The sequence below is a fragment of the Jiangella aurantiaca genome (genome assembly GCF_004349105.1).
Taxonomy (GTDB): Bacteria; Actinomycetota; Actinomycetes; order Jiangellales; family Jiangellaceae; genus Jiangella; species Jiangella aurantiaca.
In genome coordinates this window covers 113,762-135,893 of the sequence record NZ_SMLB01000001.1, presented here as the reverse complement: position 1 = coordinate 135,893, position 22,132 = coordinate 113,762, and the positions used below count along the sequence as shown (strand labels likewise).

General features: G+C 71.3%; 13 protein-coding genes. 6 read left to right on the top strand and 7 right to left on the bottom strand.

Annotated features, from left to right (window positions below; all coding sequences use genetic code 11):
* Positions 1 to 204: 204 nt before the first annotated feature.
* Positions 205 to 3,378 (top strand): FkbM family methyltransferase, encoded by a 3,174-nt coding sequence (locus E1262_RS00510; RefSeq protein ID WP_132101084.1) that lies wholly within the window; start codon positions 205 to 207, stop codon positions 3,376 to 3,378.
* 3 nt (positions 3,379 to 3,381) lie between these two features.
* On the opposite strand, the gene E1262_RS00505 is transcribed toward E1262_RS00510, so the two are convergent.
* Together E1262_RS00505 and E1262_RS00500 are read right to left on the bottom strand one after the other, a co-directional pair.
* On the bottom strand, positions 3,382 to 5,508 hold the full coding sequence (locus tag E1262_RS00505; RefSeq protein WP_275261607.1) for an acyltransferase family protein: 2,127 nt from the start codon (positions 5,506 to 5,508) through the stop codon (positions 3,382 to 3,384).
* 129 nt (positions 5,509 to 5,637) lie between these two features.
* Complete coding sequence (locus tag E1262_RS00500; protein WP_132101082.1) at positions 5,638 to 6,366, bottom strand: MIP/aquaporin family protein; 729 nt, start codon at positions 6,364 to 6,366, stop codon at positions 5,638 to 5,640.
* A gap of 487 nt (positions 6,367 to 6,853) precedes the next feature.
* Here E1262_RS00500 and E1262_RS00495 point away from each other — a divergent pair, with 487 nt between their 5' ends.
* Together E1262_RS00495 and E1262_RS00490 are read left to right on the top strand one after the other, a co-directional pair.
* A complete protein-coding gene (locus E1262_RS00495) occupies positions 6,854 to 7,939 on the top strand; it encodes a glycosyltransferase (RefSeq protein ID WP_132101081.1) in 1,086 nt (361 codons plus the stop codon).
* Between the two features lie 53 nt (positions 7,940 to 7,992).
* Positions 7,993 to 9,042, top strand: coding sequence for a class I SAM-dependent methyltransferase (locus tag E1262_RS00490; RefSeq protein ID WP_132101080.1), 1,050 nt, complete (start codon positions 7,993 to 7,995; stop codon positions 9,040 to 9,042).
* A 37-nt stretch (positions 9,043 to 9,079) separates the two neighbouring features.
* Here E1262_RS00490 and E1262_RS00485 read toward each other — a convergent pair whose 3' ends face one another.
* Positions 9,080 to 10,498: a glycosyltransferase family 2 protein gene (locus E1262_RS00485; RefSeq protein WP_132101079.1), complete on the bottom strand. Its 1,419-nt coding sequence runs from the start codon at positions 10,496 to 10,498 to the stop codon at positions 9,080 to 9,082.
* Positions 10,499 to 10,575: 77 nt separating this feature from the next.
* Here E1262_RS00485 and E1262_RS00480 point away from each other — a divergent pair, with 77 nt between their 5' ends.
* A complete protein-coding gene (locus E1262_RS00480; RefSeq protein ID WP_132101078.1) occupies positions 10,576 to 11,745 on the top strand; it encodes a hypothetical protein in 1,170 nt (389 codons plus the stop codon).
* A 98-nt stretch (positions 11,746 to 11,843) separates the two neighbouring features.
* Here E1262_RS00480 and E1262_RS00475 read toward each other — a convergent pair whose 3' ends face one another.
* On the bottom strand, positions 11,844 to 14,990 hold the full coding sequence (locus E1262_RS00475; RefSeq protein WP_132101077.1) for a glycosyltransferase: 3,147 nt from the start codon (positions 14,988 to 14,990) through the stop codon (positions 11,844 to 11,846).
* Positions 14,991 to 15,171: 181 nt separating this feature from the next.
* Between E1262_RS00475 and rfbD the strand changes: the two genes are divergently transcribed.
* On the top strand, positions 15,172 to 16,020 hold the full coding sequence (gene rfbD / locus E1262_RS00470; protein ID WP_132101076.1) for a dTDP-4-dehydrorhamnose reductase: 849 nt from the start codon (positions 15,172 to 15,174) through the stop codon (positions 16,018 to 16,020).
* Here rfbD and E1262_RS31585 read toward each other — a convergent pair.
* The 3 genes from E1262_RS31585 to rfbA form a co-directional block, all read right to left on the bottom strand.
* Complete coding sequence (locus tag E1262_RS31585) at positions 16,017 to 19,226, bottom strand: glycosyltransferase (RefSeq protein WP_132101075.1); 3,210 nt, start codon at positions 19,224 to 19,226, stop codon at positions 16,017 to 16,019. The two genes, rfbD and E1262_RS31585, sit on opposite strands and share 4 nt — an antisense overlap.
* 183 nt (positions 19,227 to 19,409) lie before the next feature.
* Complete coding sequence (gene rfbC / locus E1262_RS00460; RefSeq protein WP_238992777.1) at positions 19,410 to 20,066, bottom strand: dTDP-4-dehydrorhamnose 3,5-epimerase; 657 nt, start codon at positions 20,064 to 20,066, stop codon at positions 19,410 to 19,412.
* Positions 20,050 to 21,036 carry a glucose-1-phosphate thymidylyltransferase RfbA gene (gene rfbA, locus E1262_RS00455; protein ID WP_132101074.1) on the bottom strand — a complete coding sequence of 329 codons (987 nt, stop codon included), beginning with the start codon at positions 21,034 to 21,036 and terminating at the stop codon, positions 20,050 to 20,052. The genes rfbC and rfbA overlap by 17 nt, the downstream gene beginning before the upstream one ends.
* Positions 21,037 to 21,084: 48 nt before the next feature.
* Between rfbA and rfbB the strand changes: the two genes are divergently transcribed.
* Entirely contained in the window at positions 21,085 to 22,059 is a 975-nt protein-coding gene (rfbB, locus tag E1262_RS00450; RefSeq protein WP_132101073.1) for a dTDP-glucose 4,6-dehydratase, read from the top strand.
* Positions 22,060 to 22,132: the final 73 nt, after the last annotated feature.

Below are 22,132 nucleotides of genomic sequence, written 5' to 3'. Positions count from 1 at the left end.
AACCCGATCACCACATACGCCCGGCCGACGTCACCGTCGGCCGGGCGTGCGTGTTCCCGGACACCCGGCCAGCGACCAGCTGATCGACTCTTGGTCATTGGTTTGCGCACACACGGATGAGGTCCGCTATTGTCCGTGCGGCGATGCATCCGCTCTCACGCGGATCCATTGCCGTATTTTGGTGGGTGAAGAAGTGGGGATTTCATGCCGGAGACGGCGCAATCACGCAAAGCGGACACCCAGATCGCTGGGCGAGGCCGCACGTTGACAATCATGGGGACGGAAGGTGACTACGTCTTCGAGCGCATCCGAGCCACTGGCGGTTTCTACGAGGCGGATGTCCTCGACCTGCTCTCCTACCTTCCCATTCCCGCCGATCACCTGATCGTCGATGTCGGCGCCAACATCGGCAACCACACGATCTTCTTCGCGGAGTTCTTCGATCGCGCAGTCGTCGCTGTGGAGCCGCACAGCGGTAACGCAGACCTCCTCGAGGCGAACCTCGGCTTCAACAACCTACGCGAGCGCACGCGCGTCGTTCGTCGCCCACTGTGGAGCGAGCACCAGCGCCTGCGGCTGACGCAACGGATCGCCGGCAACTCCGGCACCTTCGCCGTTGACACAGACCCTGACGGCGAACTCTCGGCGCTCACTCTCGATGAGATCCCGGAGCGTGGCGAGCGGGTGGGGCTCCTCAAGATCGACACTGAGGGATCCGAGGCGGATGTCCTCGGTGGCGGCCGGTCCATCCTCGAGCGCGATCACCCCCACATCTGCGTCGAGGCGCACGACGGGACGGCATTCCAACGCGTCGTGAAGGTTCTGGCGCCCTTGGGCTACGAGCTTCTCGACATCGAGGGCCGCAGCGACAACTACATCTGGGTGCATGCGACCAGCCTCGGCGCCGAGACCATCGACTCACTGCGTCAGATGGTGGTGGTGACCGGCAGCCGGCAGCTCGGCAAGCATTTGAACCTGAGGCTGGACCATCTGAGTCGCCGCATCGACCGGTCCGACGCAACGTTCGAGAACGTCCCAGTGGCGATGCACCAGGCAACCGAAGACATGCGGACCGGGCTGGAGGCCGCCGTCTTTCGCCTCGTCAACGGTGTCGACGAGTCCTTGCATGGGACCGCCGACGACCTGATCGGGAGACTGAGCTCCGCGCTCGAACGCCATGTGGCGAAGACGGACTCCGCCACCCGGGCCACCAGGAACGAGATCCGGTTGCTGATGGACCGGCTGGCCTGGCAGACGGAGGCGATGACGGCGGCGGTCGACGCCCGGACGGCGCTGGAGGAGCAGGTAGCGCCCCTGCGCGATCGTGTCCGTTGGCTGGAGTCCGAATCCCGGTTGTGGCAGCAGTCGTACAAGAGTCTGGCCGGATCGCGAGCGGTCCGGACCGGACGTCTGCTGCGCATGCTGGTCGGGAGGCGGCGCGACCTCATCGACATCGAGTCGAGAAGAGCCTGGGTGCGGCGGCATGCCAAGCGCGAGGCGGGAGTCGAGGGCATGCGTCCCCTGACGCCGGCCAAGGCTCGAGCGACGGCGCCGGCAGTGCTGGCGCCCCCATCCGCCATCGGCTACGGCAATCTGCGGGAATTGCATCCAGCGCTGCCGACGGGCCGCGACATCGTGCGCGCCGGTCTGGCCTCGATCCCGGAGCGGGTCGAGGGCCTCAAGCACGTCGTCGAGAAGCTGTACGACCAAGTGGACGAGCTGTATGTGTACCTCAACCGGTTCGACGAGGCGCCTGCGTTCTTGCGTGGCGACTCGCGGATCCGGGTCTTCACCGGTGACGACCTCGGCGACCGCGGCAAGTTCAGGTTCGTCGACGGGTTCCACGGCTACTTCATCTCCGTCGACGACGATATCGACTATCCGGGCTTCTATGTCGACCACCTCATCGACGGCATCGAGCGCTACGGTCGCCGCGCCGCCGTGGGCTGGCACGGATCGATCGTCAAGGACGGCTTCGAGGACTACTACAACGAGGCATCCCGGCGGGTCTTCTCCTTCCGGTTCAACCGCCCGGAAGACGTCCCCGTGCACATCCTGGGCACCGGCTGCGCCGCTTTTCACACGGACGCGCTGTCGCTGTCCTTCTTCGACTTCCCGAAGCCGAACATGGCCGACGTCTTCTTCGCACTGAAGGGTCAAGAACAGTCGGTTCCGTTTGTCGTTCTGGCACATCAGAAGGGATGGGCCAGGCCCCTGGAGTTGGAGGACGACCGCTCGATCTCGACCGAGTCGATGGCCAAGAGCGGCCACGGCGCCTTCGACGTCCGCGCCCAGACCAACCGGCTCGTCCGCGAGCGCGCGCCGTGGAAGCTGGCCCGGCAGGAGGAGATCGTCGTGCGCGAGCCGCTCTCGCTGGCCATCGTGGGCCGAACTGATCCCACTCGGTGGAAGAAGGGCGGCATTCTGAAGTCCACCAACCTCACCGCCGACATGCTCCGGCCGCTCGGCGTCGACGTCCGCCTGTTCGACCTGGAAACGGGCGACGCGTGGAATCTGGACGGGTTCCAGCCACAGGTCGTCATGATCTATCCCGGCGACCCCGGACGACCCGATTTCCACCAGTGCGAACAGATCGCCGAGAGGCATGCCTCCCGCGGAGCCGCGGTCCTGATCAACCTCTCGATGACGATGTCCGACAGCCGCGCCAAGTTTGTGGTCGAGCGGATGACTGCATGGCGCCAGCAGTACGGCGACCGCATCAAGATGCTCGTCTTCGCCGACCAGATCAAGGAAATCCCTGCTCTTTCCGAGATCGCCGACTCGATCGTCGCGATCCCGAAGACGATCGACGTCCCGCATCCGCCGCATGCCACCTTCCATGGAACCGAGGGGATCTTCCTCGGCGACATCGCCAAGCTCGTCAACGACGACCTGTTCTCGGATGGCACCGCGGAGCGGTGGATCGAGATCATCCGCGAGACGGTTCCAGAGGCGCCGCTGTTCGCGGTGAAGCAGTATCGACCCGCGCAAGAACGCGATCTCGGCATCACCGTCCTGCCCTACCTCAGGGACGACTTCTCCGAGAGGCTCTCGAAGATGCGGCTGATGATCAACCCGCTGCGCTACGTCACGTTCGAGATGGTTCCGATAGAGGTCGCCGCGCTCGGTGTGCCGGTCATCTATCAGCGAATGGAGCAATCGCTCTCTTCCTACCTGGGCCTCAGCGCCATTCAGATCGAGCGCGCCGAGGACCTCCGTTCCGTCCTCCCCGCCCTCTACCGCGACCCGACGCTCTGGCGGGCCCAGAGCAGGGCCGGCCAACTCGGTGCGCAGAGCCATGGCCACCGCCTCATGGCGACTCAGATGTACGTGCGGCTCCTGGCTCTCGCGAAGCACTCGTCGCTGCGCCAGCGGTGACGATCACAGAGCGTCGGCCACGCCCTCGTCGATCGCGGTGGTCAGCGAGTCGGCATACGTCGCGCTGATGTGCGAGCCGCGCCGGTACACGAGCACGTTGCCGATGACCGGCGGACACTGGTCACCCGGACAGACGTAGTTGGCGAGGTCGACCGAGCCGACTCCGTCGATCCGGTCCAGTGCCGCGGTCTGTGCCGGCCGGCCGCCCTGGCCCATTGCGGCTTCCTTGTCGAAGGCGCACTCGCCGAGCTGGTCACGGTTCTCTGCGACGCATTCGACCACGTCGAAGGGCGGACTGGGATTGTCGATCATCACGATGACGTCATGGCCGGCGTCCTCGAGCTCGCTCCAGGTCCTGCGGAGATCGTCGGCCATCGCGGTCAGTTCCTGATCCGTCGTGTCGTCGCGATCCAGGAGTGCGTGCGACTGTGCCTGCGAGGTGATCACGTAGTCGATGGACTCGTCGTCCACGATCGCCTCATAGCGGTCTCTGTTGTACTCGGCGCAGTCGCGGTTCGGCTCGCCGTCGTACTCGATCGGGACCCGCACGAGCGGGCAGGCGTTCTTGAGATAGGTGATGATCCTCCAGCCGCGTTCATCGGCGATACGGCGCAAGGCTGGCAGCCATTGGTGCATCTTTGAGTCGCCGACGATGGCGACCGTCACGTCGCCCTCGTCAGGCCCGTAGGTGCAGGACTCGAGCTCGGTCCCCTCGACACCGCTGATGCAGCGACGCTCGCCGTCCAGGGTCGCGACGTCGGCGGGTGCGTCGAGCACGTCGGGCACGATCACGTCCACCGCGTCGGGAAGGTCGTACTCGGCCGGGTCTCTGTCGAGCGCGACCGCACCCAGGATGTCTTGGCCGCCGGCTCGCGCGTTCGACACCGGCGCGGCGATAGAGACCATCATCGCCGCGCTGAGGCCGATGGCCGTACACACCGCACCGACCGCTGCGGCACGGCGGGGGAAGCGCACCAGCTGGACCGACCGGTGCAGTGGCGCCTCGACGGTCCGATAGGTGAGCCAAGCAGGGACCGCGGAGAAGCCCACGACCAGCAGGCCCATCGCAACCGACAGCTCCCCGTCGGCTCCTCCCCACTGCGCCGTGGCGCCGACCAGTAACGGCCAATGCCAGAGGTAGAGCGAGTACGACATCGCTCCGATGTCGCGCAGGACCGGGGTGTCCAGGACCGCCCCTGCGATCGTACGGCGCCGGCTGACACCAGCTGCCAGGACGGCGGCGGCGCCGGCCGTCGGAAGAAGTGCGGCGATGCCTGGGAAGCGGGTGGTCTCGTCGAACGTGCACGCCGCGACCACGATCGCGGCCATACCAGCGACGCCGATCGAGTGAGCCACCGCGGCAGGCAGCCGAACCAGTCGATGGGCGACGACCGCGAGCGCAGCCCCGACAGCCAGCTCCCACAGACGTGTGGTCGACACGAAGTATGCCGCGGCCGGGCCCGTCCAGGTGGCGTACACCGACCAGACCAGCGACGGCACACCGATGGCAGCCACGCCGAAAAGCATCGCCTTCGTGAGCGGGAGCCGATAGCGCCGCTGTAGCCACAGCACTGCGAGCATCATCAACGGCCAGATCAGGTAGAACTGCTCCTCGACCGCCAGAGACCAGTAGTGCTGGAGCGGGCTGGCGGCGTCCTCGTACGCCATGTAGTTCGTCGACTGATCGGCGAACCGCCAGTTCACGACGTAGAGCGAACTGGTCACGAGATCCCAGGCGATCGACGGCCAGCGCGTCACGGGGAGCACGAGCAACGTCATCACCGCGACCGCGGCGAGGACGACCGCTGCCGCGGGGAGGATGCGCCGGACTCGTCGGGCCCAGAAGCGCGCCAGGTTGATCGTGCCCGTGCGGCCGATCTCCCGGTCGATGACGCCGGTGATGAGGAAGCCGGAGATGACGAAGAAGACGTCGACCCCGACGAAGCCGCCAGGGAGGAACGGCACCCCCGCGTGATAGGCGACCACCAGCAGAACCGCGACAGCTCGCAGTCCCTGGATGTCCCCGCGGAAGGCGGGCTCGCGGCCACCGGCTGCCTGGCTCTCGAGACGGCCGTTCGTCGAAGCGCGCGCCGGCGGCGGTGGAGGCGGCGGCACCGGTCCCGGGTACATTCCGGTTGACCTGTGCATCGACCTCACCTGGTAGAGAGCGGCAGCCCGCCCGTACTGGACTACCGGCAGGTCAGGTCATTCTAGACAGGCGCTCGTGCCCACGCCCGTTCACCGACGCCGGCCTCGACGTCAGGGAAGCAGCGATGGCCCGGGAGGCGGCGGCATCGGCTCGGAGAACACCATGCCCCTCCTCTTCGCCGGCGGGTTCCGGTCAGAGATCACGAACTCGTACAGCGCCCACGCTGCCAACCCGCCGGCCATCGGCCCGATCAGCCAGGCCGGCCAGCCGCTCCACTCACCACCGGCGACCGCCGCGCCGAAGCCCCGGACCGGATTCAACGCGCCGCCGGCCAGCGGGCCCGACACCATCACGCCCGCCGTGATGGCCAGGCCGATGGCGAACGGGTATACCGACACGGGCGCTCGGCGATCGACGATGCTTCCGAACACGATGAGGACGACGACCATCGTGGCGATGGCCTCGATCGCGATGGCCCCACCGACCGACACGTTCACCGGCTCGTCAGCGATGACCGGAGTTCCGTTGTCCACGACGGCCTCGTTCGTCGTCCAGAGCACCGTGAAGCCGCCCAAGACTCCGCCGGCCACCTGGGCCACGCAGTAGATGGCTGCACCTAGGCCGCTGATGTGCCCGCCGAGGAACATCGCCACGGTGACGGCGGGGTTGAAGTGCGCCCCGGACACATGTCCCAGCGCCGCAACGAGCCCAGCGACGCCAAAGCCGTAGATCAGCGCCCTCGGCGTCCACCCCAGGTTCGTGACGACCACCGTGCTGAACACGATGACGAACGCCCCGAACGCCTCCGCGACGGCGTTCCGGACCCACCCGCTCACCATTGACGACACCACTCTCCTGCTCGGGACACAACGCCGGTGCTCGACACCGACTGATCCATCCGGGACTCTATCGCGACTGCGCTAGACCAGGATCCATGCCGATGCAAGAGGCATCCGTGGCGGACCGGGTTGCGTGGCCAGGCATCCAGCCAGAGCCCCGTGCACGGTCAAGGCCGTCAGGATCATGCTGACCAGGACCGCACGCACGTGCACGGCGTGCTCTCCCCCCAGCCGCCCAGAGATGAATCATCACAACACAATCAACCCCAGGGGCGTGGACCTACGCTGCTGTAGGATCCATCGAGGATGCGCCGCCTTCCGTGCGGCCGGCTGACGGGCATGTGGGGGCGCAGGAAACTGGGGACGCTCATCGTGCAACCGGGCAGGTGGGCCTGGGCGTCATCCGAGTGTGGCACTGTCGATGGGGAAGCCGGGGATTCAGACGTGCGAGTACGGCTCACGGTCAGCGGGCGGACTGGCTAGCGCCATGCGCGTCCTCGTCCTCACCGTGGTGCACGACCCGGAAGACGCACGCATCAGGCACCGGCAGATCGTCGCCCTGCGGGAGGCCGGGCACGACGTCACGCTGGCGGCGCCGTTCACCGACACCGGCCGCTCCATCCCGGCCGATCTGGCCGTCATCGACATCCCGCGCTCGCACGGACGGCACCGGCTGAACGCCGTCCGCACGGCCCGCCGGCTGCTGAAACGGCACGGCCGCGACTACGACATCGTCCTCATGCACGACCCCGAGCTGGTGCTGGCCAGCATCGGCCTGCGCATCCCAGGCCTGGTCTGGGACGTGCACGAGGACACCGCCGCGGCGCTGCGGATGAAGGCCTGGCTGCCGAAGATGGGCCGCCCGGCGGGCGCGGCGCTGATCCGCGCGATCGAGCGCCACGCGGAGCGCCGGATGCCGCTGCTGCTGGCCGAGGAGTCCTACGCCGACCGCTTCCGCAAGCAGCACACCGTCGTCCGCAACAGCGTCGCCATCCCCGAGGAAGTCAGCGCACCGGTCGACGACCGCGTCATCTACCTCGGCCGGCTGACGGCGCCCCGCGGCGGCCACGACCTCGTCGAGCTGGCCCGCCGGCTGGCGCCGGAGATCCAGGTGCACCTGGTCGGCCCGGCCGACGCCGACTGCGCGGCCGCCATCGAGGCCGCCCAGGCCGAGGGCGTCGTCACCTGGCACGGCTTCGTCCCCAACGACGAGGCGCTGACGATGCTGCCGGGCGCGCTCGCGGGACTCAGCCTGCTGCACGAGCAGCCGAACTACGCGCACTCGCGGCCCACCAAGATCGTCGAGTACATGGCGCACGGCCTGCCGGTCATCAGCACGCCGAACCCGGCGTCGGCCGAGCTGATAATGCGGCACCGCTGCGGCACCATCGTCCCGTTCGGCGACATCGACGCGGCGGAGGTGGCGGTGCGCGCGCTGAAGGCCGATCCCGCGGAGCGGCGGCGCATGGCCGACGCCGGGCGGGCGGCCGTCATCGCCCACTACAGCTGGGACGCCGACGCCGACCTGTTCGTCCACTCGCTGGAGAAGCTGGCACACGCGACCGCGCACTGACCCGGCGTCGGTACAGTTGCCCCTTTCCGGACCACACCTACGACGGAGATTCGATGCAACGGGCGGTACGCGCGCTACTCGGCTCCCGCTGGCCCCTGCTGGGCATGCTCGGCGCCTTCGCCGCCGTCGTGGTGGCGGTCGTCATCGTCGCCACCGGCGGTGGCCTCGCCCAGGCGGCGCTCGCCCTGCTGCTGGGGCTGACGCTCGTCGGGCTGGTCGTCGTCGGGGCGAGTGCGCGCGAGGCGGAGCAGCGCGCCCGCAAGACCGAGAAGCAGCTCAAGTCGCTCACCGAGTCGGTCCAGGCCATCGCGACGGCCGTACAGGCGGTCGAGGAGCGGCAGAACGACCCCAGCGGCGGACCGCTCGCCGCGATCATCGGGGCGCAACGGCTCGACGCCGCCGTGCGGCACGACGAGCTCATCGCGCGGCACGACGAGCTCCGCGCCGACGTGCACGCCACCCTGACCGAGCAGCAGCTGGCCGAGCTGTCGGCGCTGGCCAACCTGTACGCGATGCTCGGCGCCGACGACGAGGTCCCGGCGTTCGGCGGCTACGCGGCGTCGCCGCGGACGGTGCTCCGGCTGGCCTCGCTGGTGCGGCGGCTGCCGTCCGACGCGCTGATCGTCGAGTGCGGGAGCGGCAGCTCGACGGTCTGGCTGGCGCTGGCCTGCCGGCGCGCCGGGAAGGGCCGCGTCGTCGCGCTGGAGCATCTCGAGCTCTATGCCAGGCGCACCCGCGAGGCGCTGGCCCGGCACGGCCTCGGCGACGTTGCCGAGGTGCGGCTCGCGCCGCTCGAGCCGGTCACCGTCGGCGGCGAGAAGCACGACTGGTACGCGGCGCCGCAGTGGACCGACCTGCGCGGCATCGACCTGCTGTTCGTCGACGGGCCGCCCGGCGCCGTCGGGCCGCGGTCGCGGTATCCGGCGTTCCCGCTGCTCGCGGCCGCCCTCGACGACGGCGCCATCGTCGCGCTCGACGACGCGCAGCGGCAGGACGAGGCCGACATCGCCGCCGACTGGCTGGCCGAGAGCGTCGACGGCGTCCGCCTCGCCGACGACGAGGTGGTCGGCCGCACCCGGTTCTTCACCGCGACCCGCGCCTGACGGGCCCCGCGCAACCGGAGCCGCCGTCGAGCCCGGATCAGTCCGCGGCCGACGCCTCGATCAGCATGCCCTGCTTGGTGACGCCGACGACCGCCGGCCGGACGCCGATCTCCGTGCCGCTGACCCAGTGCACCCCGAACAGCCGCCGCGCGGTCTCGTCAAGCCCGTCGGCGCCGGCGTGACGGCGCGCGCGGTGCAGCGCCCGGGTGGCCCACAGCTCGACCGGCGGGCCGGGCTGGTCGGATACCGTCGCCCGGACCAGCCCCACCTGCTCCGACGCCGACAGCGCCAGCAGCGTCCCGACCGCCGACCGGCCGATGGCCACGCCGGCCGGCACGACCAGCGAGAACGGCGCCGGGAAACCGGTGCGGACGGGTTCGGGCGCGAACCGCACCCGGGCGTCGGCGGCGAAGTAGTCCTCGATCCAGCGCGGCAGCTCCTTGCTCGGCGACACCGTGACGACGAGGTCGGTGTAGGCCGAGGCCAGGATGCTGTCGACGGTGACCTGGACCTCCTCGGGCGTCCCGCTGGTGGCGTCGACGACGGCGTGCACCATCGGCACCTGCCACATGCGGCCGACGTCGGAGGGGCGGAACAGCGGGATCGGCAGGTGGTTGGCGGCCAGCCCGGACCGCTCGCGCTTGATCTCGTCGCCGCGGACGGCGAAGTTGCGGGCGCCCTGGTGGTAGCTGCGGGCGGCCGGCTCCGGGACGATGACGGCGCCGGCGGTGAAGATGCGGTAGCCGAACTCGGTGTCGACGATGCCGCGCAGCCCGAACGTCGAGAACCCGCCGCTCTCGGCGTACAGCGCCCGCGGTACGGACACGCTCGCGCCGACCACGGCGATGAAGGTGTCGTCGGCATACGTGGTGAGCCGGCCGGCCTCGCGGATGAAGTCCTCGTGCCAGGTGTGCTTCTTCAGCTTCCGGCCGTCGAGCAGCTGGTCGAAGGTGTCGTCGCGGGTTGCCGCGAGGACGTCGGCGGCGGTGATGTCGTCGAAGTCGACGAACAGCTTGTGCCCGAGCACGACGGCGTCGGCAAGGGTGTGGTGCCAGCGGGCGTGCGCCTCGACGTGCGTGCGGGTGGCGACCATGTCGGCGTCGAGGAACAGCACGATGTCGCCGGTGGCCGCCTCGGCGCCGGCGTGCCGCGCCCGTCCGGAGCCATGACCGTCGCCGGGCGGCTGCCGCAGCACACGGGTCCGCTCCGGGTGGACGGCCTGCAGCCGCAGCGGCTCCGCGGACGCGTCGTCGACGACGATGACGTCGAGCAGCTCGGCCGGGTAGGTCTGCGCCGCCAGGGCGGCCAGCGTGAGGTCCAGCTCGTCCTGGCAGTCCTTCGCCGGGAGCACCACCGTCACCGTCAGGGTCGGCGCCCAGGCCCCGAGCTCGGGCACCTGGACGGTGTTCCACTCCTGACGGGGTACGGCGACCGGTGTCCGGGCCGTGGGCGACATCGTTCCTCCGCTAGCCGGGTAGTGTGGGGTCGCCGCTCTCCGGGCGGCGCCACGCTGAGAACCTACCGGGCCCTGTGATGCCGACCAAAACCGACCTCCCACCAGCACCGATCGCTGAGCCGTTTGTCCCGAAGTGGACCGGCCTGGCCGCACTCGACCCGGCCGCGCTGCGGGCCGCCGCCGGCGCCGTCATCGCGGCGCCGCTGCCTGCGGTGAACACCACGCTGGTCTCCCCCGCCGGGTTCGACGCGTTCGACGACGACGGCCCCGGCACGCCGCCCCGGCCGCTCGCGCAACTGCGCACCACGGCGTCAGGCGTGATGCGGCTCTACGCCGGGCGCACGCGGCTCGCCGACCTCGGCCGGCCCGCGATCCTCGACCCCACGGCGCTGACGCGGCTGCGCCCGTACGCCGGCGTGCAGGTGCCGTTCGGCGCGGCGCCCGGCCCGGTGGAACTGGCCGGGTTCCTGCGCCAGCTGCTGGTCGGCGGCGTCCCGGTGTACGCGCCGGACCTCCCCCTGGTGGTCCGGCGGCTGCTCGGGCCGGTGCTCGGCGAGCTGGTGGCGACGCTGACGCCGTCGACGCTGGCCGACCCCTACCGGCGCGAGCGCTGGTCGGTCGCGGCCCGCCGCGCCGCCCTGCGCGCGGCCACCGCGGCCGCCGGCGTCGCGTCGTCACCGCCGTCGGTCACCGCCGTCGTCGCGCCCGGCGACGCCGCGCTGCTGCGCGACCTGCGCCGGCAGACGTGGCCGGCGGTGACCGTTCGGGTCGCCGACGGTGCGGCGGAGCGGCGGCAGGCGCTGGAGACCTGCGAGACCGACCTCGTCACGCTGCCGGTGGCCGGGCTGAGCTACGCGCCGGAGCACGTCGAGGACCTCGTGCTCGGGCGCGGATACGGCCAGCGCCCGGTGAGCGGCGTCCTGATGCGGCGCACCTTCCTGCCGGCGCTCGACACGACGGTGCGTGCGGCCGGCGAGGGCGGCGAACGGCCGGCCCGCACACTGACCGCGGCGACGGTGCTCGGCTCGCCGGCCGACCTGCTGGCGCTCGGGCTGGACCGGTCGGACGCCCCGGCGGCAACCGTGGATGTCGGCGACGACGGGTACGCCATCCACGACCTCGGTGTCCGCCGCATCGCCCGCGACGCGGCGACGGTGGACGCGGCGCTGCGGGCGGGCGGGCGGCAGGTCGACGGGACGGGCCGGATCGACCCCGGCTACGCCTCCTACTTCGCCCGCACGGCGTAGTGAGACGTGAGCCCGGGGCTCTACATCACGAGGATTGCCCGAGCCTCAACACGGTGCAGGCGTGTTGAGGCTCGGGTAATCCTCGTGACGGCCGGTTCTTAGCCGACGGCCCGCTCGGCCTGGAGCTTGCGCACCGTCTCGACCAGCTCCTCGGCGCGTGCGTCGAACGAGTGCTCGCGCCGGACCAGCTCTGACAGCTTCTCGCGGGCGGCCGCACGCTCCGGCGTCTCGGCCAGCTGGGTGTTGACGGCGGCGGCCAGCTCCTGCGGCGTCGAGAAGGTCAGCACGACATCGCCGAAGACGTCCTCGATGCCGGGGACGACGTCGGTGACGATGCGGGCGCCGCAGGCCGCGAGGTCGAACAGCCGGTTGGACATCAGGCCCTCGGCCTTCATGTCCTCCCAGTGGTCGTTGAGGACGACGCCGGCGCCGGCGTAGACGGCCGGCAGGTCCTCGTTGGGGATGTACTCGCCCAGCCAGGCACCCTCGGGCAGCAGGCCGCGCCAGCGCACGCCGTAGACGGACGGGACGATGCCGGCCTCCAGTGCCGCGCCGACCGAGGCCCGCATGCCGCGCGCGTTGCCGACGAACAGCACGTCGTGGCGGCGGCGCGGGTCGGCGGGGACGGGGTGGAAGCGGTACTTGTCGGTGGCCTGCAAGAGCGGCCGCACCGGCGCGCCGAGGTCGGTGGACATTCGCCGGGCCAGGCTCGTCGACGCCGCGAAGACGGCGTCGAACGAGGCCAGCTCGCGCCGGGTGACCCGCTCCGGGTGGCTGATCACCCAGGACAGGTTGATCTGCTGCGGGTTCACCGTGTACACGCTGACGCCGCGCAGCACGAGGGCGACGTCGTCGAGCCGGGACGTCGGCCGGTACCACGCCTGCTTGGCGTCGATGACGGCCTCGTGGCCGAGCCGTTCAAGCGCCTCCTTGAGGCCGATGGCGTAGTGCCAGTCACCCCAGTTGGTGCGCCGCTCGACGTCGGGCGCGCCGATCTTGATCGCCCAGCGCAGCGGCCGCTCCGGCCGGTCGTGCACGACGATCGGGTCGAAGCCCCAGTGCGTCGGCGCCGCGCCGTCGTAGCCGACGATGGCGTAGCCGCGCTCGCCCCACACGGTGACGTCGTCCTGGGCGACGGTGTCCTGCCAGCGGCCGGTGAACAGCTCCTGGTTGTCAGTCGCGGTGGTCGTCGCCGACGCCGTCGTGCGCCGCACCGGGGTCTCGGTGAGCGCGACCAGGCTCGACGGCACGTACCGCAGCGGGCGGCCGGTCTCGCGGGCCAGCCGGAGGCTGAGGTCGGGGTTGTCGATGTCGTTGACGAACAGCGGGTCGAAGCCGCGGACGGCGGCGAAGTCGGCGGCCCGGACGGCGAGCGCGACCGGCGACAGCCCGGCCGGCGACGACCGCGCGACCACCTCGTGCGCGTCGCCGGGGAACCGCCGGAAGAGGCTGTGCGGGTGCGCGCCGCGGGCGAACGCCACGCCGGCCGACCACACCGTGCCGTCGTGCAGCAGCACCAGCGGCTGGGCGGCCGCGGCGCCGTCGGCCAGCGCGGCGGTCAGCGGCTCCAGCCAGCCGGTCTCGACCCAGCTGGCCGGGGTGAGGAAGACGATGGTCTCGCCAGTGGAATACGCGGCGCCGATGGTCCGCGAGAGCTCCGTCGACAGCCGCTGGGTCTGCCGCAGCACCCGCACGTTCGGGAAGCGGATCGGCAGGAACTGGAGCCGCATCGCCTCGGCCTCGTCGGCCTTCGCGTCGACGATCACCACCTCGAGGTCATCGGCGTCCGCGCCCTCCATCAGCCGCTGGACGGTGGCCGTGACGGCCTGGGCCTCCTCGCCGGCGTGGATGACGACGGAGACCGTGCCGGGCCGGCGCGCGGCCAGCCCGGCGTCGACGGCGGCCCAGTCGACCAGGTGTTTGGCCCGGATGACGAAGCGGTAGCCGAACAGCTCGTTGATGGTGATGCGGTCGCTGCGCTGTTCCCACGCGTCGTAGCGGGTGGCGACGAACGGTGCCAGCTCGAAGTCGGTGACCGCGGACATCCGGATGAACAGGTCCCAGTCGACGTTGCGGCGCAGGTTCTCGTCGAACATGCCGACCTCGTCGAGCAGCGACCGCTCGTGCAGGACGACGATGCAGTCGATGAAGTTGCGCTCGACCAGCGCCGCCCGGTTGAACGGCAGCGACCGGTAGCCGCGGCGGCCGTTCTTCTTCTCCTCCAGCAGCTCCGAGACGGCGTAGCCGAACCGCAGCGACCGGGTGCGGACGAACGCCACCATGACCTCGAGGAAGTCCGGCGTCCAGATGTTGTCGCTGTCGAGGTAGGCGACGTATTCGCCGCGGGCCAGCGCCAGGCCCGCGTTGCGGGCCGCGGACACGCCGCCGGCCCGCTCGCGGCGGACCAGCTCGATGCGCTCGTCGGCCAGCAGCGGCTCGATGGCCTCCGCGGTGCCGTCGGTGGAGCCGTCGTCGACGACGACGAGCTGCCAGTTCCGGTACGTCTGCGCGACGACGGACGCGATGGCGGTGAGCACGCCGTCGCGCCGGTCCTTCGTCGGGATGACGACGGTGACCAGCGGCGGCTCCTCGCCGCGCTCGGCGTACTCGGCCAGGACGCGGCGCTTGAACGCCTCGGCGGCCTCGTGGTCGAAGGTGTCCGCGGTGCGCGGCAGGTGCTCCCAGCCGCGGGTCTCCCGCATGAGCCGGCGGGCGCGGCGGGCGAAGTCGGCCAGCGACGGGCCTTGCACGTCGCCGACGTTCGCGGCGTAGACGTCGACGTCGAAGGCGGCGCTGGGCTGCGCGCCGGTCTTCCAGCCGGTCTCGAGGTAGTGGCCGAGCGGACCGCCGCGGTGCTTCGCGGCGTCGGGGTGCCGCTCGGTGTAGAACTCGGGGTCGAACAGCGGATGCGGCGACAGGCCGCGGGCGATGCCGCGGTTGACGTAGTGGATGAACGGCGCGACGTCGAGCTTCTTCGGGCTCTTGGGGTGGTCGCGGTACCACTCGCTGACGAAGCACGGGTTGGGCGAGACGTCGGTGGCCGACCCGACCATGACGTAATGGTCGATGGGATCGACGCCGGCCGGGATCGGCTCGTTCAGCTGTTCGCGATACCAGGCGGCGTCGAACAACCCGCTGGCGCGGATGGCCGACGCGATGCGACGCCGCCGCGCGACGTCGTCGAGGTACGCCTGCGGCAGCACCTTCTTGACCAACCGACGGACCCTGCCGACCGGCAGCTTCATACGATGAATCTCCTCGGGAACGATCTTGACCCAGAGTGCCCCAGGCCATCGGACCCAAGTGCATCGGCCGCATTCGGACCCTCGGTATCCTATCTGGGCGCCGGCCGCGCAGGCCCCCGGCGGCGGCAAGTCGCGCAAGGGAAAAGGAAACCAGACGTTCGACGACGACAGGAGGTGCCGAGTGCGGTGGTTGGTCACGGGCGCGGCGGGCATGCTCGGCCGCGACGTGGTGGCCGTGCTCGACGGCGCCGACGTGACGGCTCTGGGCCGCGCGCAGCTCGACGTCACCGACGCTGACGCCGTCGACGCCGCGGTCCGCGGTCACGACGTCGTCGTCAACACCGCGGCCTGGACGGACGTCGACGGCGCCGAAACGGCCGAGGCGGAGGCGACGGCCGTCAACGGCACCGGCCCGGCGAACCTGGCCGCGGCGTGCGCCCGGCACGACGCCCGGCTGGTGCATGTCTCCACCGACTACGTCTTCGACGGCGCCGCTTCGGCGCCTTACGCCGAGGACGCGCCCACGGCGCCGCGGTCGGCGTACGGACGGAGCAAGCTGGCCGGCGAGCGGGCGGTGCTGTCGGCACTGCCGGACGCCGGCTACGTCGTCCGCACCGCGTGGCTGTACGGCGAACACGGCGGCAACTTCGTCGCGACGATGGCCCGGCTCTCGGCGGCCCGCGAGTTCCTCGACGTCGTCGACGACCAGCGCGGCCAGCCGACGTGGTCGATGGACGTCGCGACGCGGCTGGTCGAGATCGTCCGAGCCGACGCGCCGGCCGGCATCTACCACGCGACGAACAGCGGCGAGACGACGTGGTTCGGCCTGGCCCGCGCGGTATTCGCGCATCTCGGCCTCGACCCCGCGCGGGTCCGGCCCACCACCACGGACAAGTTCCCGCGCCCGGCGCCGCGGCCCGCGTACTCCGTCCTCGGCCACGCCGGCTGGACCCGCGCCGGCCTGCCGCCACTGCGCCCCTGGGAGGGGGCGCTGGCCGCCGCCGCCCCCGTCGTCCTCCCCCACGGCTAGACCGCGGTCCGGGCGCGGGCGGCCAGCGCGGCGTCCAGGAGCACCCGGGCGCGGGCGTCGAACGAGTGCACCGTCCGGACCTCCTCGGACACCAGCTTCAGCGCCTCCGGCGGGCAGAACTCCTCGGGCTCCAGCGCGCACAGCGCCGCCAGCTCCTCCGGCGACGAGTACGTCCGCACGGCCGGCCCGAACAGCTCGGTCAGGCCCTCGACCGGATCGCTGATCACTCGCCCGCCCGCCGCCACCGCGTCGAAGACCCGGTTCGACACGAAGCCGTGCGCCCGCATGTCCGCCCAGTGGTCGTTGAGCACCACGCGGGCCTGTTCGTACGCCGCACCAGCCGCGTCGTTGGCCAGGTACTCACCGCGCAGGTACCGCGCCGGGATCTCGTCACGCCAGTTCAACCCGTAGACGTGCAGGTCGACGCCGGCCTGGATGGCGTCGCGGACGATCGGCCGGACCTCGCCGCGCCGGCCGGAGCCGAGGAACAGCACCGGACCGGCCGACGCAGCGGACGTCCCCGGCTGGAACCGGGACGGCTCCGTTGCCTGCAGCAGCGGCCGCACGTCCAGGGCCCACTGCTCGGACACCGAGGCCGCCCACGGCACGGACGCCGCGAACACCGCGTCGTAGCGGCGTGCCTCCTCAGCGGTCACCGCGTCCGGATGGCTGATCACCCAGAGCAGGTTGGTCCGGCCGGGGCCGGGCGCGTAGGGCTCGAGGCCACGCAGCGTGAGCGTGACATCGTCGAGGTAACCGGTGGGGCGTTCGAAGGCCAGCCGCCGGTCCACGACGACCTGCTGGCCGAGCCGGCGCAGCGCGGCCGCGAGGTCGCGGGCGAAGTGCACGTCGCCCCACGTGTCGCCGCGCGGCCCGGCATGCGCGCCGATCTTGAGCGCCCACCGCAGCTCGGGGGGCCGCTCGTCGACGGCGGCGACCGAGGCGCGCGACGGGCGGACCAGCACCGGCAGCGCCGTCCGCAGTCCGGCCGGGTCGACCACACCGGGCTGCAGGTGCGCCACCGCGAACCCGGCCGCCTCGTACCGGTCCAGCTCCGGGGCCGGCAACCGACCGGCCCACCGCGCCGCGAACTGCTGCCGGTTCGCCCCGCCGAAGGCGGACCGGCCCGGTGTCTTGCTCTCGAGGTGCTCGACGACGGACGCGGTGACGACCGCGAACCGCCGGCCCAGCTCGGCGCCGGCGCGCAGGCACAGGTCGACGTCCTCGCAGCCGTTGATGAACATCGGGTCGAAGCCGCGCAGCGCGACGACATCGGTAGCCCGCATGGCCAGGGCAGCGGCCGTGACTGCGGTGAAGCCAGTCATCGTGCCGAGCGCCTGCGCGTCCTCCATCGGGTGGTGTGCCAGGAACGCGTGCGGGAAGCTGTCGCCGCCGGCGAACACCGTGCCGGCCGACTGGATCGTCCCGTCGGGGTACACCAGGAGCGGCTGGGCCCCGGCGACGGCGTCGTCGGCGAGCGCGTCCACGAGCGGCCGCAGCCAGCCAGGCCGCACGACGGTGTCGTTGTTGAGGAAGACCACGGTCGAGCCCGTCGAGTGCGCGAACGCCAGGTTCGAGCCGAGCGCGAAGTTGAGGTTCCGGGCCGCACGCACCACCGTCACCTCCGGCGTCGCCGCGAACCGCGCCGCCAGGATCGCCGACACCGCCCGCCGCGACCCGTTGTCGACCACGACGACCTCGACGTCGTCGCCCTCCACCGCGGCGGCGGCCAGCACCGACGTCACCGCGTCCGTCGTCATCCGCCAGTCCTGGAACGTCGGGATCAGCACCGACACGCGTCCCGGCACCCGCCCGGCCAGCCCGTCGGCGACGGCGGACCAGTCCACGTGGTGCTTGGCCAGCACGACGTACTCCCAGCCGGGCGCCTCCGTCAGGGTGATCCGGTCCTTGCTCGTGGCCGTCCCGCCCGCTGCCCCGCCGACGAACGGCAGCAGCCGCAACGGCGTCTCGCGGGCGATCCGGATGACCAGATCGTGGTCGACCCAGCGGCGCAGCGACTCGTCGAACCCGCCGATCGCCGTGAGCAAGGAGCGCTCCACGACCAGCGAGATCATGTTCACGTGGTTCTTGACCAGCAGGTGGTCGTGGGTGCCGTCGAAGGCGAGATACCGCGGTGACGCACCCGGGCCGTGATCGAGGACGGCGTGCACGGCGCGCAGTCCGTCGCCGGCCATCGCCTTCACCGCCAGTTCCAGGAACCGCGGGCGGTACACGTCGTCCGAGTCCAGGAAGGCGACGTAGCGACCGCGCGCCGCCGCGATCCCGGTGTTCCTGGCGGCGCACACCCCGCGCCACGGCCCGGCGAGCACCCGGACCCGGTAGTCACGGCCGGCCAGCTCGTGCAGCACTTCGGGCGTCTCGTCGGACGACCCGTCGTCGACGACGATCAGCTCGAGGTCGCGCAGGCTCTGCCCGAGCACCGACGCGACCGCCGCCCGGATCTGCGCCGGCCGGTTCCGCACCGCGATGACGACGCTGACCAGCGGCTCGTCCCCGGCGACGGGCAGCGGCAGCCGGGACACCCGGGTGATCCAGTCCCGCTCGGCGGCCGCGTCGAAGTCGTCGGTCAGCCGGGTGCCGTGGCCGGTGGTGTGCTGCTCGCGCCATCGTCGGGCGGCCGCGATCGCCCGGTCGCGGACGGCGGCCAGCGTCGGCACGGCGCCGACGTGGTCCGGCCGCACCGGTAGCGGTGTCTCCGGCGTCGCCCAGGAGAGGAAGTGGCCAAGCGCACCGCCGGGGTGCTCGACCGCCTCCGGATGCTGGTCGAGATACGTCGCGACGTCGAACAGCGGTCCCAGTGCGCCGGTCGTGGCCCGGCGGGCTCGGAGGAACGGGTCGACGCCCTTGCGTGCCCGGTACTTCGGGTCGTGGAACTCCGGCTCGTACAGCGGGTGCGGCGAGAGCCCTCGCTGCAGCCCCCAGCGTAGGTAGTGCCGGGCCGCGACGGTGTCGTCGGCGAACTCCTTGCCTGACTGGGCGGCGTAGAAGTCCCGGTCCAGCACGTTCCAGGTGAGGAGCTCCTCGACCGGCTCGGCGAGGACCGGCCGCCGCGGCGGCCAGGGTCCGAGCGGCCGGCTGACCCGGCTGCGGTAAGCCCGGACCCCGGCGCCCAGCGCGACCCGCCGCCGGATGAGGCCCGACCGCACCCGCCGGGGCAACCGCCCGATCCTGCTGACTGTGCCCAAGGCCGGCCACCTTCCCGTGCTGTCCGCCGCGTTCTGGCGGCGGACACTACGGGCGGTTCCGGCGCGTCCCGTTTCGACTCGATTTCTCGGACGTCACGGGCGCCCCGGCCCCCCGGTGAACCCTGTCGCCAGCGGTTCCCCTCGTCAGGAAAGACGCGCCGCGGGGCCGCCGGGTTGCCTGGCTCAGGGGCGCGACCGCGCCGCGAGCGAGGCGTAGAACTCCAGGGTGGCGGCGTAGTCGGGCAGCAGGCCCGCTTCGCGCGCCTCGGCCAGCGACGGCGCCGCGCGGTCCTTGTCGGACAGGACCGGAGTGATCGGCCGGCCGTCGCGGGCGGTCGCCGGCCAGTCGATGCCCAGCTCGGGGTCGAGCGGGTCGATCCCGTGCTCGCGGCCGGGCGCGTACGGGGCCGTGCACAGGTACAAGACAGCGGAGTCGTCGGCCAGCGACAGGAACGCGTGCCCGAGCCCCTCCGCCACGTACACGGCCCGCCGGTCGGCGTCGTCGAGCAGCACCGATTCCCAGCGGCCGAACGTCGGCGAGCCGACCCGGATGTCGACCACGACGTCGAGGACGGCACCGCTCACGCAGGTGACGTACTTGGCCTGGCTGGGCGGGACGTCGGCGAAGTGCAGGCCGCGCAGCACGCCGGCGGCCGACACGGACAGGTTGGTCTGGACGATGTCCGGCCGGTGACCGACGTGCGGGGCGAGCAGGTCGCCGCGGAACGACTCGAGGAAGACGCCGCGGGCGTCGCCGAACTGCTGCGGCGTCACCATCCACGAGCCGGGCACGGACAGCGGCTCGATCTTCGGGCTCATGACATCAGTCGGTCGGCTCATGCGGCGACACCTCATTCACACCATTCGGCAAGTGGTCTCGACCGACGACTCGGCGGGACCTCCGGCCCCGCGTCGCCGTCGGTGCCGCATGAGCCTCCCTGGGCCGCTCCCCGTCGAGCAGCCCGATGAGGTAGTCGCCGTAGCCGGACTTCGCCAGCGCCTCGCCACGGGCCCGCAGCTGGTCGTCGTCGATGAAGCCCATGCGCCAGGCCACCTCCTCGGGGCAGCCGATCTTCTGGCCCTGCCGCGCCTCGATGACGCGGACGTACTCGCCGGCGGCCATGAGGTTGTCGAACGTGCCGGTGTCGAGCCAGGCGGTGCCGCGCGGCAGCACCTCGACGTGCAGCGAGCCGCGATCGAGGTAGGTGCGGTTCACGTCGGTGATCTCCAGCTCGCCGCGAGCCGACGGCTTCAGCCCGCGGGCGATCTCGACGACGTCGCTGTCGTAGAAGTAGAGGCCGGGTACGGCGAAGCTACTGCGCGGCTTCGCCGGCTTCTCCTCCAGGCTGACCGCCCGGCCGTCGGCGTCGAACTCGACGACGCCGTACGCGGTGGGGTCGGCGACGTGGTAGGCGAAAACCAACCCCCCGTCGACCTCGGCGTATTTGCGCAGCTGGGTGCCGAGCCCGCCACCGTAGAAGATGTTGTCGCCGAGGACGAGCGCGACGTGCTCGGAGCCGACGAACTCGGCGCCGATGACGAACGCCTGCGCCAGGCCCTCGGGACTGGGCTGCTGGGCGTAGGAGATGGACAGCCCCAGATCGGAGCCGTCGCCGAGCAACGTGGCGAACTGATCGGCGTCCCGCGGCGTGGTGATGACGAGGATGTCGCGGATGCCGGCCATCATCAGCGTCGTCAGCGGGTAGTAGATCATCGGTTTGTCGTAGACCGGCAGCATCTGCTTGCTCACCGCCACCGTGAGCGGATGCAGCCGTGTTCCCGAGCCGCCCGCCAGGATGATTCCTCGCATGAGCGCCTACGATAGCCCGCGAAAGCGACCGCTCCAGGAGGGGACGAGATGCGGCTGTTGATCACTGGCGGTGCCGGCTTCATCGGCTCGCACTATGTCCGTCAGGCGCTGTCCGGCGCGTACCCCTGTCTCGACGGCGCCGACGTCGTCGTGATGGACAAGCTGACCTACGCCGGCAACCCCGCCAACCTCGAACCGGTCACCGACCATCCGCGGTTCACCTTCGTCAAGGGCGACATCCTCGACGCCGGCCTCGTCGACGAACTGCTGGCCGAGTGCGACCAGGTCGTCCACTTCGCCGCCGAGAGCCACGTCGACCGCTCCATCCAGGGCGCGGCCGCGTTCGTCCAGACCAACGTGGTCGGCACGCAGACACTGCTCGACGCGGCCCGGCGGCACGGCGTCGAGCGGTTCGTCCACGTCTCCACCGACGAGGTCTACGGCTCCATCGAGTCAGGCTCCTGGACCGAGGACCACGTCCTGGCGCCCAACTCGCCGTACAGCGCCAGCAAGGCCGGCAGCGACCTCGTCGCGCTGGCCTACCACCGCACCCACGGCGTGCCGGTCTCGGTGACCCGCTGCTCCAACAACTACGGGCCGTACCAGTACCCCGAGAAGGTCATCCCGCTGTTCGTGACGAACCTGCTCGACGGGCTGAACGTGCCGCTGTACGGCGACGGCCTCAACGTGCGCGACTGGCTGCACGTCGACGACCACTGCCAGGGCATCGAGCTGGTCCGGTCGGCCGGGCGGTCCGGCGAGATCTACAACATCGGCGGCGGCCGCGAGCTGACGAACAAGGAGCTCACCGGCCTGCTGCTGGAGGCGTGCGGCGCCGACTGGAGCCGCGTCGACCACGTCGAGGACCGCCTCGCGCACGACCGTCGCTACTCCGTCGACGACGGCAAGATCCGCGCCGAGCTGGGGTACGCGCCGCGGCAGGACTTCGCGTCGGGTCTGGCGCAGACCGTGGCCTGGTACCGCGACCAGCGGTCGTGGTGGGAGCCGCTGAAGAACCGCTGACCCACGGGCCGTCCGCACGGTTGAAGCGGTCCGGTCCGGGGGATACTCGAAGTCGACCTGTGGTGGATCGGGA